Here is a 16,283-nt window from a genome sequence, read left to right as displayed (position 1 = left end):
TCCTCGACACCGCATTTCACCGCGCAGCCCAAGGTCGCCAACGGTGCGTCCGAGCTGATGCAGGCGGTGTTCGGCGATGCCGGCAAGCATGCGCGCAGCGCGGTCGGCGTGCCGGTCCTGCCTCTGAACGCGATCGTCGAGGTCGACGCGGTCGTCGCGATCAAGGCCTGAGCCCATGACTGACGTCGTCGCCCGCATGGCCGGCGGCGTCGCCGCGTTCGACGCGGCCGAATGGGATGCCTGTGCCGGCGACGACAATCCGTTCGTCAGCCACGCTTTCCTGAGCGCACTCGAAGATTCGGGCAGCGCGGTCGCGCAGGCCGGCTGGCAGCCCGTGCCGATCGCGATCGACGGCCCGGACGGCGCGCCCGTGGCGATCCTACCGGCCTATGCCAAAAGCCACAGCCAGGGCGAATATGTGTTCGACCATGGCTGGGCCGACGCGTGGGAGCGGGCAGGGCGGTCTTATTACCCCAAATTGCAGATCGCGGTGCCGTTCTCGCCCGTGCCGGGCCCACGGCTGCTGCTGCGCGACCCGAACCTCGCCCCCGCCTTGATCGCGGCGGCCGAGGCGGTGGTGGAGCAGAACGACCTGTCCTCCGCCCATGCGACCTTCATCGAGGGCGATCAGCTGCGCTTCTTCGAGGCAGCCGGCTGGCTGATCCGGGCGGACCGCCAGTTCCACTGGTATAATCGCGATTATACCGATTTCGACGGCTTCCTCGACGCGCTTTCTTCGCGCAAGCGCAAGGCGATCCGCAAGGAACGGGCGGCGGCGCAAGAGGGGCTGGAATTCCTCCATCTCACCGGCGACGCGATCGAGGAAAAACATTGGAGCGCCTTCTGGCGTTTCTATCAGGATACCGGCTCGCGCAAATGGGGCCGTCCCTATCTCAAGCGGAAATTCTTCAGCCTGCTCGGCCAGCGCATGGGCGATAAGGTCATATTGATGCTGGCGCTCCGGGATGGCGTGCCGATCGCGGGTGCGCTCAATCTGGTCGGCAGCGATACGCTCTATGGCCGCTATTGGGGTTGCACCGAGGAAGTACCCTTCCTCCATTTCGAGCTTTGTTATTATCAGGCGATCGATGCCGCCATCGCGCGCGGCCTCGCCAGGGTCGAGGCGGGCGCGCAGGGCGAACACAAGCTCGCCCGCGGCTATCTGCCGGTGCCGACCTTCTCAGCGCACCATATTCCGGATCCGGGCTTTCGCCGCGCGGTCGCGGACTATCTCGAACAGGAGCGCCGGATGATCGCGAGCAATATCGCGGTGCTGGCGGAAGAATCGCCGTATAAGAAAGGCTTCTAGCCCTCTCCCCTTGTGGGAGAGGGCATTAAGTCAGGCAGCTTTGCGGAACATCCCGCCAAGCGTCGCGCGGGCGAGCTTCTGGGCTTCGACCACTTCGCGCGCACTCATTTCCATCGCGATTTCGTGCCGCCAGTCGAGCGCGGGCTGATAGCCGCACGCCGCCGCGACGTTGAACCAGCGATGCGCCTGGACCAGATCGACGCTAAGACCGCCGCTGCCGCTCGCATGGCACATGGCCAATTCGAACGCCGCGACCTCGTCGCCGCCAGCCGCGCTGCCCACCAGATCCTCGATACGCACCATTCGTGCCATGGCAAAAATCCCCAAGAAAACTTGCTCTCTGCATCGTTAACGACGATTTTCGCGGGGACTTGAGCGCCGTTGCGCCATATCGGGGGCCTCGACATAAGAGAGGTCGCAAAGAGGGGTTTAATGGCCGCGCATCGTATCATCTTCGCCAACGAGAAAGGCGGCTCCGGCAAGTCGACCAGCGCGGTCCACACCGCGATCGCGCTTGCCGTCAAGGGGCATAGGGTCACCGCGCTCGATCTCGATACGCGCCAGCGCACCTTCGGCCGCTATCTCGACAATCGCGTCGACTATATGAAGCGGGCGGGCGCGACGCTGCCGATGCCGGCCTACGGTACGTTCAACCCGGCCGACGGCTTCACCATTCACGAGCGGCTCGACAATCTGGCGGCCGAGGCCGATTTTCTGATCGTCGACACGCCCGGCCGCGATGATGATTATGTCCGCGCCGCGATCGAGACCGCCGACACATTGGTCACGCCGATCAACGACAGCTTCGTCGATCTCGACCTGATCGGCCAGGTCGATCCCGACAATTACAAGATCAAGCGCCCGAGCTTCTATGCCGAACTGGTGTGGGACGCGCGCAAAGCGCGCGCCAAGAGCGACGGCGGCACGGTCGACTGGGTCGTGCTGCGCAACCGCCTCCAGCATCTCGAAGCGCGTAACATGCGGCGCGTCGCGGCGGCGCTGAGCGAATTGTCGAAGCGCGTCGGCTTCCGCGTCATTCCCGGCCTGTCGGAGCGCGTCATCTACCGCGAGCTCTTCCCGAAGGGTCTGACCTTGCTCGATCTCGCCGCGATCGGCGAGGATGCAGGCCTTGCCCATGTCGCGGCGCGCGGTGAATTGCGCGAACTGATCGCCGGGCTCGAATTGCCCGAGCAGGCAGGGGCGCCCAAGCAGACCCAGGCCGCGTGATCATCGACCTGGTCCTGCTCGCCGCAGCGGGCGTGCTCTATTGGGCGTGGAAGACGCGCGATCCGCAGGCGATGCGGATCAGCGACGTCATGGCGGTGCTCGCCGCTCTGATCGGCCTGAAAATGCTCAACAGCCATTCGCCGCTGGGCGTGTTGGGCGTGGGGGCTGCGGTCTGGTGGTTCTGGTTCCGCAAAAGCGGGAAGGCCGGCAATTCGCAGCCCATGACCCATGCCGAAGCGCGGAGCCTCCTTGAAGTGCCGATCAACGCGACGCCCGAGGAAATTCGCGCCGCGCACCGCCGCCTGGTCGCCCGCGTCCACCCTGACGTTGGCGGCTCGGCCGACCTGACCCGTCAGGTCAACGACGCCCGCGATACTTTGCTGCGCCATCGGGGTTGAACCCGTAACAGTCTCGTGCGTCTAGACCTTGATTAGAGCCTGATTCACGTCATCAGCGCCCGTGCCGTCCGGCATCCCGTTCCAGGAGACATTCATGACCCATCGTTTCGATCCGACCTCGCTACGCGAATATGACATTCGCGGGATCGTCGGAAAGACGCTGGGAACCGAGGACGCCTATGCGATCGGCCGCGGCTTCGCGAGCCATGTCCGCCGCGCAGGCGGCACGCGCGTCGCGGTCGGCTGGGATGGACGCGTTTCCTCGCCGAGCCTCCGCGATGAACTGGTGCGCGGGCTGACCGAAAGCGGGGTGGATGTCGTCCGCGTCGGGATCGGCCCGACGCCGATGCTCTATTTCGCCGAAGCGACGCTGGAAGTGGACGGCGCCGTCCAGATCACCGGCAGCCACAACCCGGCCGAATATAATGGCTTCAAGATGGTGCTGCAGCACGGCCCGTTCTTCGGCGAGCAGATCCAGGCGATCGGCAAGATGGCTGCGGAGGGCGACTGGGACGAGGGCACCGGCGAAGTCAGCGATTACGATATCGAGGATCTCTACGTCGATCGCCTGTTCGCGGGCTATGCCGGCGGCGCGTTCCGGATTGGTTGGGACAATGGCAATGGTGCGGGCGGGCGCATCCTCGAGAAACTCGTCGCGAAGCTGCCGGGCGAGCATCACCTGCTTTATACCGAGATCGATGGCAGCTTTCCCAATCACCATCCCGATCCGACCGAGGAGAAGAATCTCGCCGACCTGAAGAAACTGGTCGCCGAGAAGCAGCTCGATTTCGGGATCGCCTTCGACGGCGACGCCGACCGCATCGGTGCGATCGACGGTCAGGGCAGGGTGGTGTGGGGCGACCAAATCCTCTCGATCCTCGCCGAACCGGTGCTGCGCGCCGAGCCCGGCTCGACCATCATCGCCGACGTGAAGGCCAGCCAGGCACTTTATGATCGGATCGCAGAATTGGGCGGTAAGCCTTTGATGTGGAAGACTGGTCATAGCCTGATCAAGGTCAAGATGAAGGAAACCGACAGCCCGCTCGCGGGCGAGATGTCCGGCCACATCTTCTTCCGCCACGAATGGTATGGCTTCGACGACGCGCTCTATGCCGCGATCCGCCTGATCGGCGCGGTGCGCGTGCTCGGCGGTTCGCTGACCGCGCTCAAGGATGCCATGCCTGCGTTGGTCAACACGCCGGAAATGCGCTTCCAGGTTGACGAAAGCCGCAAGTTCGCGGTGGTGGATGAGATACTCGACCGGCTTGAGACAGCGGGCGCGGAGGTCAACCGCACCGACGGCGCCCGGGTCAACACGGCCGACGGCTGGTGGCTGCTGCGCGCATCGAACACACAGGACGTGCTGGTCGCACGCGCCGAGGCGAAGGATCAGGCCGGCCTCGATCGCCTGCTCGGCCAGATCGACGAGCAGCTGGCATTGTCGGGGCTCGAGCGCGGACCACAGGCTGGACATTGAACCAAAACGGTCAAGAAACCATGCCCTACAGATCGGTGGTTTTTTTGAAGCCGAAACGGGTATTTAGTTGGTTAGCGGCCTGATATTCGCGCAATTTCGAGCAAATTCCCTAACCTGTGTTCACTAGCGATAAAGTCGGTTTACGTATAGGAAAGCACGTCCGTCAGTTCCGGCGGGGGTGATTGCGTAGAACGGCGTAAAATGAAGCACGACAAGATTGAAGAATGTCTGGGCTTGCTCCGGCAGGCCGACGATATCCTGATGGCGGAGAAAGAGCTGGCGCTGGCCGCGCATCTCTCGCTCGTGATTGAGCGGCTGGCGATGCGCCTACCCAATCACGTCCCCTCGGAAATCTACTAGGCCTTGCCGAACACCCGGTCGAAGATCGTGTCGACCTGGCGCAGATGGTAGCCAAGATCGAATTTCTCCTCGATCTCGGCCGCCGGCAACGCGACGGTCACCTCGGGATCGGCCTTGAGCAGTTCGAGCAGCGATAGCTGGCCGTCGGATTCCCAGACCTTCATCGCGTTGCGCTGGACCAGTCGATAGCTATCCTCGCGGCTGACGCCCGCTTGCGTCAGCGCGAGCAGCACGCGTTGCGAGTGGACAAGGCCGCCCATCTTGTCGAGATTCTTCATCATCCGCTCGGGATAGACGAGCAACTTGTCCATCACGCCGGTGAGGCGGGCGAGGGCGAAGTCGAGCGTGATCGTCGCATCAGGCCCGATATAGCGCTCGACCGACGAGTGGCTGATGTCGCGTTCATGCCAGAGCGCGACATTCTCAAGCGCAGGCGTGACATAGCCGCGCACCATCCGGGCGAGGCCGGTCAGATTCTCGGTCAGCACCGGATTGCGCTTGTGCGGCATCGCCGATGAGCCCTTCTGGCCGGGCGAGAAATATTCCTCAGCCTCCAGCACTTCGGTGCGCTGCAGATGGCGCACCTCGACCGCGAGCCGCTCTATCGATGACGCGATCACGCCCAACGTCGCGAAGAACATGGCATGGCGGTCGCGCGGGATGACCTGGGTCGAGACCGGCTCGACCGCCAGCCCCATCTTGTCGGCGACATAGGCTTCGACGCGCGGATCGATATTGGCGAAGGTGCCGACCGCGCCGGAGATCGCGCAGGTCGCGATATCCGCCCGCGCCGCCAGCAGCCGCGCCCTGTTGCGGCTGAATTCGGCATAAGCCTCGGCCAGTTTGAGCCCGAACGTGACCGGCTCGGCATGGATGCCGTGACTGCGGCCGATCGTCGGCGTCATCTTATATTCGAACGCGCGGCGCTTGAGCACGTCCAGAAGCTTGTCGATGTCGGTCAGCAGCAGGTCGCTCGCCTGCGCAAGCTGCACCGAGAGGCAGGTGTCGAGCACGTCGGACGAGGTCATCCCCTGATGCATGAAGCGCGCCTCGTCGCCGACCTGCTCCGCCACCCACGTCAGGAAGGCGATCACGTCATGCTTGGTCACCGCCTCGATCGCGTCGATCGCAGCCACGTCGATCTCGGGATTGGTTTTCCACCAGTCCCACAGCGCCTTGGCCGCGCTCTTCGGCACCACGCCAAGCTCGCCCAGCGCCTCGGTCGCGTGCGCCTCGATCTCGAACCAGATGCGGAAGCGGGACTGCGGCTCCCAGATGGCAACCATCTCGGGGCGCGAATAACGGGGGATCATAGCCGGGCTTTCTCAGGAGAGTCGGCGGCGCGGTAGCAACCGTCGCCCCAAGGTTCAACAAAGGGCGTCAGAGCAGTCCCAGCGCGCGCAAGCTGGCATGGCCGTTCGATCCGATCACGACATGGTCATGGACCTGAATGCCGAGCGGCTTGAGCGCGCCGATTATCTCTTTGGTCAGCGCGATATCCTGGCGCGAAGGGGAGGGATCGCCGCTGGGGTGATTGTGCACCAGGATGATCGCGGCCGAGCCCAGCTCCAGCGCGCGCCGCGCCACTTCGCGCACATAGATCGCGGCCTGATCGATCGAGCCTTCGGAGACGAGTTCGTCGCGGATCAACATGTTACGCGAATTGAGATGCAGCACGCGCGCGCTTTCGGTCATGCGGTGCGCCATCGCCACGTGGAGATAGTCGGTCAGCGCCTGCCAGCTGCCCAGCACCGGGCGCGCGGTCACTGCGCCCTTGAGCAGGCGCACCGCCGACGCCTGTGCGATCTTGATCGCGCCGATCGCGCCCTCGGTCAGGCCCGCGCGGGCAAGCGATTCGGCGTCGGCCGTGAAAACCGCGCCGAGGCTGCCGAACTCGGCCAGTAGGGCGCGCGCCAGCGGCTTGGTGTCGCGACGCGGGATCGCGAGCGCGAGCAGATATTCGATCAATTCATGGTCGAGCAACGCATCCGGGCCGCCCTCGACCAACCGTTGGCGCAGCCGGGCGCGATGGCCGCTCGCGTCGGTGGCAGGATCGGGATCGCTCATCCCGAGAAAGGTAACGCGATCCTCCAGGAAATCACCCTAAAGTTGACTTGGTCGACCCCCCTGCTAAAGGGACCGCGCCTGACGGGAACGCCCGCCGGCGCGGCCGTCGGCCGGCCCGATAACCTGGGTCTGCAGGAGGAACGCGTGGCGGCAAACGAGCCCGGGCAGGATCCGATCGGCGACGAGAATCCCCTACGGGACGTCCGGCTTTCCGAGCTGGATGCGCGGCTTAAGGCTGCGACCGGCGCCGAACAGGCAAGGGCAGGGACGGCGCCGCGCAAGCCCCAAAAGGGCTACAGCCAGGGCAGCCGGGTTCTGACCGAGCTGATTGCGGGTCCCGCCGGCGGAGCGCTGATCGGCTGGTTTCTCGACCGGCTGTTCGGCACCTCGCCCTGGCTTCTGCTGGTGCTGCTATTCCTCGGATTCGCGGTCGCCATCAGGAACATCTATCGGATTTCGCAGCAGCGTCCGGAGTGATCCGGGCGCTTGCCGTATAAGCAGGGGTAGAAGAGTGGCGGCTGAAGGGTCCGGTATCGATCCGATGCATCAATTCCTGGTCGAGCCCGTGCTCGGCCGGCATCTGGTGCTGCACGGCTACGATATCAGCTTCACCAATTCGGCCTTGTTCATGGTCATCACGGCCGCCGTGCTGTGGATCTTCATGCTCGGCGGCATGCAGCGCAAGCTCGTGCCCGGCCGCTGGCAGGCCGCGGTCGAAGGCATGACCGGCTTCGTCGCCGACATGATGAACACCAATATCGGGCCGAAGGGCAAGGCGTTCACGCCCTACGTCTTCTCGCTCTTCATGTTCATCCTGTTCGCCAATCTGATCGGCCTGTTCCCGCTCGGGATCGTCCCCGGCTGGCATCCCTTCACCGTGACGAGCCACATCACCGTCACCGCGGTGCTCGCCTTCGTCAGCTTCGGCATCGTGCTGCTGGTCGGTTTCGCCAAGCACGGTTTGCACTTCTTCTCGCTGTTCGTGCCGCACGGCACGCCCTGGTACATCGCGATCATCGTCACCCCGATCGAGCTGATGAGCTTTCTCGTCCGCCCGTTCAGCCTCGGTCTGCGACTGTTCGTGGCGATGACCGCCGGGCACATCCTGCTCGACGTGTTCGCCAGTTTCGTGGTTCAGGGCCTCAATTCGGGCTCGGCGATGGGCGGCACCGTCAGCGTGCTGTCCTTCATCATGATCATCGGCGTGTCGGCGCTGGAACTGCTGGTTTCGGCGATCCAGGCCTATGTGTTCGCGCTTCTGACGTCGCTCTATCTCAACGACGCCATCAATCTTCACTAAGTCCAACGAATACCAGGAAGGGAATACAATCATGGACGTCACTTCTGCCAAGATGATCGGCGCCGGCCTTGCGGCCATCGGCGTCGGCCTGGCCGCGCTCGGCGTGGGCAACGTGTTCGGCTCGTTCCTCGAAGGCGCGCTGCGCAATCCGGGTGCCGCCGACGGCCAGCAGGGCCGCCTGTTCATCGGCTTCGCCGCCGCCGAGCTTCTGGGCCTGATCGCGTTCGTTATCGCGATCCTGATCCTGTTCGTCGTCAAGTAAGCCTTTAGGGGAGGGCGCTCTGGCGCTCTCTCCTACTCCAACGGCATTCAAGGGAAGCCGATGCCCCAGATTGATCAGATTGCCTCTATTTACGCCTCCCAGCTCTTCTGGCTGGTGGTGGTGTTCGGGCTGATTCTGATCGGCAGCTATCTGATGCTGCCGAAGATCCAGGGCACGGTCGAACATCGTGCGGCAAAGATCAGCGGCGATCTCGCCGCTGCCGAAAAGGCGCGCGCCGAGGCCGATGCCGCCGACGCCGCCTATCAGGCCAAGCTCGGCGCCAGTCGTAGCGAAGCCCAGGCCGCCGCCGCCAAGGCCAAGGTCGACGCGGCACTCGCCGCCGAGAAGAAGGTCAAGGCCGAGGACGTCAAGATCGCCGCCAAGGTCGCCGAGGCCGAAGCCGAGCTCAAGGCGCAGCAGGACGAGGCCGTCGCCGGCATCGAAGCCGTCGCGGTCGAGGCGGTGCAGGAAATCGTCGCCAAGGTTTCGGGCCTCAAGGTCGACAAGCGGGCCGCCACCAAGGCGGTCAAGACCGCGCTGAACGCGTAAGGACGATCGATGAGCGCCCCCCTCAACGCCACCACCCTCGTGACCAATCCCGGTGCGATCGAGCAAGAAATCAACTTCCTCGGCATCAATCCGGGTGGGTTCGTCGCACTGTCGATGCTCGTCGTGATCGGGATCATGCTGTGGAAGGGCGTGCCCGCGGCGATCGGCAGGGCGCTCGACAAGAAGATCGCCTCGATCCGCGAGCAACTCGACGAAGCCTCGACGCTCCGCGCCGAGGCGGAGGCGCTCCGGGCCGAACATCAGGCTAAGGCCGCCGCCGCGCAGGGCGAAGCGGACCAGATCCTGGCCCATGCCCGCGCCGAGGCAGAGGTCATCCTCGCCAACGCCAAGGAACAGACCGAGCTTTTGGTCAAGCGCCGCGCGCGCATGGCCGAGGACAAGATCGCCGCCGCCGAGCGCACCGCGATCGCCGAAGTCCGCGCCACCGCCGCCGATGCCGCGACCCGCGCCGCCGCCGCACTCATCGCCGAGCACAACGACGCCGACAGCGACAAGGCCCTGGTCGACAAGGCCATCGCCGCTTTGGGTCAGCGCCTGAACTGATCAGGTCAGAAAGCTGATGATCGCGTTGGGGTGGATCGGCAGTTGGACATAGCCCGCGACCATGAACAGGATCGACAGCGATCCCGCGCCCCAGCCGAAGAATAGCAGCCACCACGTTTCGACCAGAGCCGCGATCGCGGTCGTCGCCAGCGCGATCGAAGCAAGGCCGTCCGACAGGTCGAACTGGTCGTCGCGGTAATTGTTATGGTCGTAATCGTCGCGCGCGGCCTGCGCCTGCGCCTTCAGATCGGACGATTCCTTCGTATATTTGGCGATCTCGCTCTTCGCGTGGTCGGCGTCGGACGTACCTGCCGCCAGCGCCATCTCCTCCATATGCAATTTGAGCCGCGTCGCCTGATACTCGTTCCAGGTATCGACCTGCGTCGCCTGCGCCTGCTGCATATTCTGGACGATATTGCCGTCCTTGATGTTCACCAGCGCCATGCACACGCTCAGGATGACCACCGTCGTCGCGACGGCGCGATTGAGCCTCTTGTCGTGAACCTCAGGCAGATCGGGCATTTCAGGGGCTTCGCTCATTGGCCTCTCCACTGCTGGCGCGTTGCGCTTCCTGCTCCTAAATCAGCATCGTGAGCGACACCACAGACCGTTTCAACGAAGAGAAAGCGACCTACGCCGTCAAAGGCGAGGGCGCGCCCGATATCGACGCCGGCATCGCCGCGATCCGCAACGTGCTCAAGACTTTGCCGGTGCGGCCCGGCGTCTATCGCATGCTCGATGCGCGCGGCGACGTCCTCTATGTCGGCAAGGCGCGCGCGCTCAAGAACCGCGTCTCCAACTACACCCAGGTCTCGCGCCTGCCGAAACGGCTGACCCGCATGGTCGCGCAAACGCGCGGCATGACGATCGTGACGACCAATACCGAGGCCGAAGCGCTTCTGCTCGAAGCACAGCTGATCAAGCGCTTCCGGCCGCCGTACAACGTCCTGCTCCGCGACGATAAAAGCTTTCCTTTCATCCTGTTGCGGGAGGATCATAAGTTTCCACGCGCACAATTGCATCGCGGTGCGCGCCGGGCGAAGGGGCAATATTTCGGGCCGTTTGCGGGGGCAGGGGCGGTCAGGAAGACGCTCACCTCGTTGCAGAAACTGTTCCTGCTGCGGTCCTGCACCGACAGCTTCTTCTCGAACCGGACGCGGCCATGCCTGCTCTATCAGATCAAGCGCTGCTCGGCGCCGTGCGTCGATCGCATCAGCGTCGAGGATTATGCCGAACTGGTCGATGACGCGACCGCCTTCCTCTCGGGCAAGTCGACCCAGGTGCAGAAGCGCCTGAGCGGCCAGATGGCGGCCGCCGCCGAGGCAATGGATTTCGAGCAGGCGGCGATGCTGCGCGACCGGCTCAAGGCGCTCACCTTCATCCAGGGGACGCAGGCGATCAATGCCGAGGGCGTCGACGATGCCGATGTGTTCGCGCTCGCCTGCAAATCGGGCCAGATGGGCATCCAGGCCTTCTTCATCCGCGGCGGCCAGAATTGGGGCCATCGCGCCTTCTTCCCGACGCACACCGCCGAAGTGCCCGAAGACGACGTGCTGGCGAGCATCATCATGCAATTTTACGAGGAGGTGCCGCCGCCGCGCCTGATCCTCACCGATCGCGTGCTGCCCGAGGCCGAATTGATCGCCGAGGCGCTCGCCGAGAAGGCCGAACGCAAGGTCGTGCTGAAAGTCCCTCAGCGCGGCGAACAGCGCCGTCTGCTCGCCCAGGCGACGCGCAATGCCGAGGAAGCGCTCGACCGCCGCCTCGCCGAGGGCGCGACCCAGACCAAGCTGCTGCGCGAGGTCGGCGAGCTGTTCGAACTGGAAGGGCCGCCCAACCGGATCGAGATTTACGACAACAGTCACATCATGGGCACCAACATGGTCGGCGCGATGGTGGTGGCGGGGCCGGAGGGCTTTCGCAACGGCCAGTATCGCAAGTTCAACATCAAGCGGCCCGAAACCGCACCCGGCGACGATTTCGCGATGATGCGCGAGGTGCTCGAGCGCCGCTTCGCGCGGTTGGAACGCGAGGATCCCGATCGCAAGTCGGGCGAATGGCCCGATCTGTTGCTGATCGACGGCGGCAAGGGCCAGGTCTCCGCCGTGTTCAAGACGATGGAGGAGATGGGCGTCCACGACGTGCCCGTGGTCGGCATCTCCAAGGGGCCCGACCGCAATGCCGGGCGCGAGCATTTCCATCTGCCCGACGGCCGCGAATCGATGCTGCCGATGAACTCGCCGGTGCTGTTCTACCTGCAAAGGCTGCGCGACGAGGCGCACCGCTTCGCGATCGGGGCGCACCGCACCAAGCGCGCCGCCGCCTTCACCAGCAGCCCACTCGACGACGTTCCCGGCATTGGGCCCGCGCGCAAGAAGGCGCTGCTGATGCATTTCGGCACGGCCAAGGCGGTCAAAGGCGCTGGGCTGGAGGATCTGCAGCGGGCGCCGGGCGTATCGGCGACGATGGCGCGCGCGATCTACGATCATTTCCATCCGAGCGGGTAAAGGACTGCCGGCGGAAAATCATGGCTTTCGGGACATTAACCCTCGGCCTTACCGGAATCGTCACGCCCCCGGATTAGACCGGCTGACGGCGAAGCTGACGCCCGTAACGGTCGAGTAGCTTCCAATCCGCTCAGTCATCCCGGCTCCGTGCAGGGGCCGGGATGACAAAGCGCGGCCTGCTCGCCTTTCCCGCGACCAGCGCCTAATTCCTTGCCCATGCATGTCGAAGCCCTGGCGATCGTCTGCGCGGTACGCGCCCATGGCGAGCATGGCGCGATCGTGCGCGCGCTCACGCCGGCGGACGGGATGCTCGCGGGTTACGTCCGCGGCGGCCGATCGCGCCGGCTGCGTCCCGTGCTGGTGCCGGGCAATCTGATCCGCGCCGATTTCCGCGCGCGCACCGAAGAACAATTGCCCGCGCTGACCGTCGAATTGAGCGAAAGTCGCGCCGGTATGATGAGCGAGGCCTTGCCCGCGGCCGCGATCGAATGGGCGACCGCGCTCTCCGCGACCGTGCTGCCCGAGGCGCAGCCTTTCCCCCGGCTCTATTCCGCGCTGGATGGCGTGCTTTCGGCGGTGATCGCCGCACCGGCCGCACGCGGCTGGGCGACCGCGATGGTGCGCTACGAACTGCTGCTGCTCACCGAATTGGGCTTCGGGCTCGATCTGTCGGGCTGCGTCGCGAGCGGCACCAATGACGATCTGGCGTTCGTCAGCCCGAAAAGCGGCGGCGCGGTCAGCCGGTCGGCGGGTGAGCTCTATCGCGACCGGCTGCTGCCCTTGCCGTCTTTTCTGCTGGAGGGCGGAGCAGGGGAGTGGGACGACATACTCGACGGTTTCCGCCTGACTGGCCATTTCCTCGAGCGCGACCTGCTCCATGGCCGCACCGTCGACATACTCGCCGCACGTGAAAGGCTGGTCGACCGCTTGAAGCGAGCGGTGGGGTAGGACTAGGGCGGACGAAAGAGGAGTCGCCCACATGACCGACCAGCCCCGCATCGCGCTCAACGACGGAAATTCCATGCCCCAGCTCGGCTATGGCGTATTCCTGGTGCCGCCCCCGGAAACCAAGCGCCTCGTCGCCGACGCGATCGATGTGGGCTATCAAGCTGTCGACACCGCTACCTTCTATCGCAACGAGGCCGAAGTCGGCGCGGCGGTACGCGAGAGCGGCAAGACCATCTTCGTCACCACCAAATTGTTCAATGAAGATCAGGGTTACGACCGCGCGCTCCAGGCGTTCGATGCCAGCTACAAGGCGCTCGGGCTGGAAACGATCGACCTTTATCTGATCCACTGGCCCAAGCCCGCCTTGGATCTCTATGCCGAAAGCTGGAAAGCGCTGGTCCGGCTGCGGGATGAGGGCCGTGTGAAGACGATCGGCGTGTCCAATTTCACGATGGTCCAGCTCGAACGGATCATCCACGACACAGGGGTCGTTCCGGCGGTCAACCAGATCGAGCTTCACCCCTATTTCCAGCAGGTTGAGCTGCGCGCTTACCATGACGAGAGCAATATCGTCACGACCAGCTGGTCGCCGCTTGGGCGGGGCGGGGTGCTGGACGATCCCGTCATCGCCGGTATCGCGCGCAAGCACGGCAAGACGCCCGCGCAGGTGATCATCCGCTGGCATATCGACAACGGCCTGACCGTGATCCCGAAATCGTCGAGCCGCGCGCGTCAGGCCGAGAATCTGGATGTCTTCGACTTCAGCCTCGACGCCGACGATATCCACGCCATCGCCGGGCTCGACCGGGCTGACGGCCGGATTGGGCCCGACCCCGATTTCCTATAATTTGGCGGAAATCCGCGCGATCCAGCGATAGAGGTAAGCGAGGATCGCGCCGAATAGGACGAGCCCGACGAAGATCGCCGGGGTGGCGAAGCTATCGCCGACCAAGGCCAGCGGCGTTCCGCTGCCGGTTGCGACGATCAGGCCCGCCAGCGCGACCCCGAACAGGCCATCGCCGACGATGAAGCCTGAAGCGAGCAGCACGCCGGTCCGCGCCGAGACATCGCGCTTGGTGCGCTTGTCGTACAGATGGCCGATCACCGCGCCGATAACGACCGGCAAGGTCGCGCCCATCGGTAGATAGATGCCGAGGCCGACCGCGAGCGGCGGTACGCGCCGCCAGCCAAGCTTGCCCAGCAAGGCGTCGATCAGGATCAGCACCGCACCGACCGCGACGCCCGATCCGATCGTCGGCCAGTCGAGCCCCGCGCCGAGCACGCCTTTTGCAAGCGTGCTGATCAACGTCGCCTGCGGCGCGGCGAGCGGAGCGATCGGCGCAAGCCCGGCCAACGGAACGCCCGGCAGAACGGCAAACCCATAAGCCTTGTTGAGCAGGTTGAGCGTGAAGGGGATAACGAGCGATCCCGCGATCACGCCGATCATCAACGCGACCTGCTGCTTCCACGGCGTCGCGCCGACCAATTGGCCGGTCTTCAGGTCCTGCAGATTGTCGTTGGCGATGGTCGCGGTCGAGAAAATCAGGGCGGTGAGGAACAAGGCGAAGGCGACCAGGTGCTGGACCGCGCCCGCCGGCACGTGCGGCTTGACGAAGAACGCCAGCACCAGCCCCGCGCCGACCACGCCGAGGATGCCGAGGCCTGAGACCGGACTGTTGGACGCACCGATCAGCCCGGCCATGTAACCGCACACCGCCGCGACGATTGCGCCAGCGATGATCACATAGACCACGCCCAGCGCCACCAGCGGCCAGGCGAGCTGGGCCAGCGGACCGGCCGTCAGGAATTCGTACAGCACCAGCGCCATCGGCACGATCAGCACGAGCAGGCCGACACCCAGCAAAGGCACCGGAATGTCCTGCTCCTCGATCGCCAGCGCCGTATTGCCGGCTTTGCGCGTGCGGGACGATTCCAGCGATTCCTTGAGACCGCCGAAAATCGGCACGATCAGGGTGGCGAGCGTCCACAAAGCGGAGATGCCGATCACGCCCGCGCCGAAGAAACGCACCTGATGCGCCCAGATCGCCTGGGCCAGATCGGGCGTGCCGGCCCAGTAGGTCAGCAGGGGCGTGACGATGCCGAAGCCGAGCACCAGCCCCCACAGGATGGCAAGGCCCACCGTCAGCCCGACCAGGTGGCCCGCGCCGATCAGCGCGAACGACATGCTGGCATCGACGCCCGTGCCGGTCTGGCCAACACGAAACCATTTGGTGATCTCGGCCGACGCAATCTGGGTCGCGGCGATCAGCGAGTAAAAGGCTGAGGCGATGCTGCCGGCGACGATCACGCGTAGGCCGACCTTGCTCTCGGCGGCGCCCTCGGCGGTCTCGGTGCCGACCTTGAGCACGGCCGCCGCGGCGACGCCCTCGGGGTAGGGCAGGTCCGATCCCGTGACGAGCGCGCGCCGCAGCGGCACGCTGAACAGCACGCCGAGCAGGCCGCCGATCGCGCAGACCCAGAACGTCACCCAGAAACTGAAGCCGGTCCACCAGCCGACCATGATCAGGCCGGGCAGGACATAGCCGATCGACGACAAGGTGCCCGCCGCCGACGCGATCGTCTGGACGATATTATTCTCGAAGATGTTGGCGTTCTTGAAATTGCGCAGCAGCGCCATCGAGATCACCGCCGCCGGAATCGACGTCGCGATCGTCAGGCCGACGCGTAATCCCAGATACAGATTGGCGGCCGTGAACAGCAATGTGATGAAACAGCCGAGCGCGATCCCGCGCAAGGTGAGCTCGGGCGGGCGGACAGCGGATTTTGAAACCATGACGCAGCCTAGCCGGAGCGCGGGAACAGAGTCGAGCGGCTAAGCTCTGCCTTATCTCCTGCCGCCCCTAAGGGCGGAGTAGGGAGGGCATGAATGCTGATCGGCAGAAGCCTATTTCGGCGCAGGCCCGCCCTTTGGCTCCCACAATTCGATCTTGGTGCCGTCGGGATCGACGATCCAGGCGAAGCTGCCGCTCGGATCGCTGTCGTCGCGCTTGAGCACCGCGACGCCTTTTGCCTTCAGGCGATCGAGAAACGCGGACAGATCGTCGACCGCAAAGTCGATCATGAACTCGCGCGTCGAAGGATCCATATAATGGGTGGTCTGACGGAATGCGTTCACCACCACCACAGGCGGGTGCCTGGGCGCGTTATACGCCATTGCCGCGCCACCCCAGGCCTCGATCTTTATCCCCAGGACATCGCGATACCACGCCATCAACGCCTTGGGGTCCTTGCTCTTGAAAAAGATGCCGCCGACACCCGTGATCCGGCCGACCGGCTCGGCGGCACGTGCGGCGG

General features: G+C 64.7%; 19 protein-coding genes and 1 pseudogene. 14 read left to right on the top strand and 6 right to left on the bottom strand.

Translation table 11 applies throughout. The annotated features are described in order from the left end of the window. Window positions 1-171: pseudogene (locus VK533_RS09150) on the top strand (RidA family protein); the annotation flags it as partial. A 4-nt stretch (window positions 172-175) separates the two neighbouring features. Continuing rightward, the gene (locus VK533_RS09145; protein WP_324376652.1) at window positions 176-1,309 is read left to right on the top strand and encodes a GNAT family N-acetyltransferase; all 1,134 of its coding nucleotides are present in this window, start codon (window positions 176-178) and stop codon (window positions 1,307-1,309) included. Window positions 1,310-1,339: 30 nt separating this feature from the next. Here the strand turns inward: VK533_RS09145 and VK533_RS09140 are convergent, their stop codons facing one another. Further along, complete coding sequence (locus VK533_RS09140) at window positions 1,340-1,621, bottom strand: hypothetical protein (protein WP_324376650.1); 282 nt, start codon at window positions 1,619-1,621, stop codon at window positions 1,340-1,342. 120 nt (window positions 1,622-1,741) lie between these two features. Here VK533_RS09140 and VK533_RS09135 point away from each other — a divergent pair, with 120 nt between their 5' ends. From VK533_RS09135 to VK533_RS09120, 4 genes are all read left to right on the top strand, one after another. After that, on the top strand, window positions 1,742-2,536 hold the full coding sequence (locus VK533_RS09135; protein WP_324376648.1) for a division plane positioning ATPase MipZ: 795 nt from the start codon (window positions 1,742-1,744) through the stop codon (window positions 2,534-2,536). Next, window positions 2,533-2,934 (top strand): molecular chaperone DnaJ, encoded by a 402-nt coding sequence (locus tag VK533_RS09130; RefSeq protein WP_324376646.1) that lies wholly within the window; start codon window positions 2,533-2,535, stop codon window positions 2,932-2,934. Before VK533_RS09135 ends, VK533_RS09130 begins: the two co-directional genes overlap by 4 nt. Before the next feature lie 94 nt (window positions 2,935-3,028). Beyond that, window positions 3,029-4,411 carry a phosphoglucomutase/phosphomannomutase PgmG gene (pgmG, locus tag VK533_RS09125; protein WP_324376645.1) on the top strand — a complete coding sequence of 461 codons (1,383 nt, stop codon included), beginning with the start codon at window positions 3,029-3,031 and terminating at the stop codon, window positions 4,409-4,411. 201 nt (window positions 4,412-4,612) lie between these two features. Continuing rightward, entirely contained in the window at window positions 4,613-4,771 is a 159-nt protein-coding gene (locus VK533_RS09120; protein ID WP_324376643.1) for a hypothetical protein, read from the top strand. On the opposite strand, the gene purB is transcribed toward VK533_RS09120, so the two are convergent. Both purB and radC read right to left on the bottom strand, forming a co-directional pair. Further along, window positions 4,768-6,084, bottom strand: a complete 1,317-nt coding sequence (gene purB / locus VK533_RS09115; RefSeq protein ID WP_324376641.1) for an adenylosuccinate lyase — start codon at window positions 6,082-6,084, stop codon at window positions 4,768-4,770. The two genes, VK533_RS09120 and purB, sit on opposite strands and share 4 nt — an antisense overlap. A gap of 67 nt (window positions 6,085-6,151) precedes the next feature. Continuing rightward, complete coding sequence (gene radC, locus VK533_RS09110) at window positions 6,152-6,838, bottom strand: RadC family protein (protein WP_324376639.1); 687 nt, start codon at window positions 6,836-6,838, stop codon at window positions 6,152-6,154. A gap of 144 nt (window positions 6,839-6,982) precedes the next feature. On the opposite strand from radC, the gene VK533_RS09105 reads away from it, so the two are divergent. Genes VK533_RS09105 through VK533_RS09085 form a run of 5 tightly spaced genes read left to right on the top strand, consistent with a single transcriptional unit; the run spans window position 6,983 to window position 9,513 of the window. Further along, window positions 6,983-7,315, top strand: a complete 333-nt coding sequence (locus tag VK533_RS09105) for an AtpZ/AtpI family protein (protein WP_324376654.1) — start codon at window positions 6,983-6,985, stop codon at window positions 7,313-7,315. Window positions 7,316-7,349: 34 nt separating this feature from the next. Then, window positions 7,350-8,138, top strand: coding sequence for a F0F1 ATP synthase subunit A (locus VK533_RS09100; protein WP_324376637.1), 789 nt, complete (start codon window positions 7,350-7,352; stop codon window positions 8,136-8,138). Window positions 8,139-8,169: 31 nt separating this feature from the next. Next, a complete protein-coding gene (locus VK533_RS09095; RefSeq protein ID WP_324376635.1) occupies window positions 8,170-8,400 on the top strand; it encodes a F0F1 ATP synthase subunit C in 231 nt (76 codons plus the stop codon). 60 nt (window positions 8,401-8,460) lie between these two features. Further along, on the top strand, window positions 8,461-8,949 hold the full coding sequence (locus VK533_RS09090) for an ATPase (RefSeq protein ID WP_324376633.1): 489 nt from the start codon (window positions 8,461-8,463) through the stop codon (window positions 8,947-8,949). Between the two features lie 9 nt (window positions 8,950-8,958). Further along, complete coding sequence (locus VK533_RS09085; protein WP_324376631.1) at window positions 8,959-9,513, top strand: hypothetical protein; 555 nt, start codon at window positions 8,959-8,961, stop codon at window positions 9,511-9,513. On the opposite strand, the gene VK533_RS09080 is transcribed toward VK533_RS09085, so the two are convergent. Then, window positions 9,514-10,053: a DUF4337 domain-containing protein gene (locus tag VK533_RS09080; protein ID WP_324376629.1), complete on the bottom strand. Its 540-nt coding sequence runs from the start codon at window positions 10,051-10,053 to the stop codon at window positions 9,514-9,516. A 47-nt stretch (window positions 10,054-10,100) separates the two neighbouring features. Between VK533_RS09080 and uvrC the strand changes: the two genes are divergently transcribed. From uvrC to VK533_RS09065, 3 genes are all read left to right on the top strand, one after another. Next, on the top strand, window positions 10,101-12,020 hold the full coding sequence (uvrC, locus tag VK533_RS09075) for an excinuclease ABC subunit UvrC (RefSeq protein WP_414712295.1): 1,920 nt from the start codon (window positions 10,101-10,103) through the stop codon (window positions 12,018-12,020). 216 nt (window positions 12,021-12,236) lie between these two features. Beyond that, complete coding sequence (recO, locus tag VK533_RS09070) at window positions 12,237-12,968, top strand: DNA repair protein RecO (RefSeq protein ID WP_324376625.1); 732 nt, start codon at window positions 12,237-12,239, stop codon at window positions 12,966-12,968. Window positions 12,969-12,999: 31 nt separating this feature from the next. Further along, on the top strand, window positions 13,000-13,815 hold the full coding sequence (locus tag VK533_RS09065; protein WP_324376623.1) for an aldo/keto reductase: 816 nt from the start codon (window positions 13,000-13,002) through the stop codon (window positions 13,813-13,815). On the opposite strand, the gene VK533_RS09060 is transcribed toward VK533_RS09065, so the two are convergent. Further along, complete coding sequence (locus VK533_RS09060) at window positions 13,810-15,762, bottom strand: OPT family oligopeptide transporter (protein ID WP_324376621.1); 1,953 nt, start codon at window positions 15,760-15,762, stop codon at window positions 13,810-13,812. The genes VK533_RS09065 and VK533_RS09060 overlap by 6 nt on opposite strands. A gap of 111 nt (window positions 15,763-15,873) precedes the next feature. Continuing rightward, the coding region (locus VK533_RS09055) for a VOC family protein (protein ID WP_324376619.1) at window positions 15,874-16,283 on the bottom strand (410 nt) is incomplete at its 5' end.

The sequence above is a fragment of the Sphingomonas sp. genome, assembly GCF_035317925.1.
Lineage (GTDB): Bacteria > Pseudomonadota > Alphaproteobacteria > Sphingomonadales > Sphingomonadaceae > Sphingomonas_I.
This window is presented reverse-complemented; position numbering and strand designations above follow the sequence as displayed.